Annotated in this window: 1 protein-coding gene; it reads right to left on the reverse strand. The window is 52.5% G+C overall.

Going from position 1 to position 1,076, the window contains the following annotated elements:
* Positions 1–9: 9 nt before the first annotated feature.
* Complete coding sequence (locus QWJ34_RS26950) at positions 10–966, reverse strand: IS30 family transposase (RefSeq protein ID WP_302732227.1); 957 nt, start codon at positions 964–966, stop codon at positions 10–12.
* Between the last annotated feature and the right edge of the window lie 110 nt (positions 967–1,076).

Here is a 1,076-nt window from a genome sequence, read left to right on the forward strand (position 1 = left end):
GACGAATTGTCAATCCAAGTGCAACAGTTCGTTTTGAAAAGATTCGTGTGTAGATCTCCAGCCTAAACATTTTCGAGGCCGACTGTTAATCAGATGAAGAGCGTGCTGAAGCTCAGCATCAGACACTTCGGCAAAATCATGGCCTTTGGGGAAAAACTCTCGAAGCAAGCCGTTTGCATTCTCGTTAGAACCTCGCTGCCAGGAAGAATATGGATCGGCAAAGTAAACCTCCACACCATGGATCTGCTTGAGTGCCGCATGGCAAGCAAACTCCTTACCCCGGTCAACCGTTGCCGTTTGAATCACAGCCTTCGGATACTGCGCAGCCAACACGCCGAATGCGATTTCCATCGATAAAGCCGTTCGGTTCGGCATCTTAATCGCTTGGTAAAATCGGGTTTTTCGTTCGACAAAGGTGGCGACGCAAGCTTTGCTTTTTCCACGGCTGGAAACGACGGTATCGAGTTCCCAGTGGCCGAATGTCTCCCGGCTTCGGATCGCTTTGGGACGCTGCCGGATCGAGAGACCGAGCGTAAAACGCCCGCGTTTCTCAGGCGGTTTCCGACGCTTGCCTTTGTGCCGAAGAACCTGGAGATCCCCTCGATTTAGCCGGCCCGTGTAGAGCCAGTTGTAGAGGGTTTTAAAGGCGACCGTGGGAAGCCCCTTGGCTTTGCGGCTACTTGCGATTTGCTCGGGAGAATGGGTCTTCTTGAAGTCGGATTCGATCTCACTCGCCAGGTTCGGATTCCATTTTCCGTTGGGCTTCGAAGCTGTCCTTCTGTTAGCGTAAGCCTGTTGGGCTTCTTGCGCCTCGTACCGTTCGGACGATCCATTGCGTCTCAGTTCCCGACTGACGGCTCCTGCTGACCGGCCCAGCACCCGGCTAATCGTCCGGACCCCAGCTCCCTGACTACGCAGGAGTTCTAGTTTGCTGCGTTCGACTATGCTAAAATGAGTGTAGCTCATGGTGGATTCTCCTTGTAGAAGGTGTTGTGGTGACTTCATTCTACACGAATCCGGCCATGAGCCCTTTTGTATTCAATTCGAGGTGTTGCACTTCATTTTACAATCCGTCA

The organism is Saccharibacillus sp. CPCC 101409 (genome assembly GCF_030518235.1).
GTDB lineage: Bacteria > Bacillota > Bacilli > Paenibacillales > Paenibacillaceae > Saccharibacillus.

Bases quoted from the DNA above. Each gene is read 5' to 3' on its own strand.
- QWJ34_RS26950 (WP_302732227.1), bottom strand. From the start codon at position 966: ATGAGCTACACTCATTTTAGCATAGTCGAACGCAGCAAACTAGAACTC.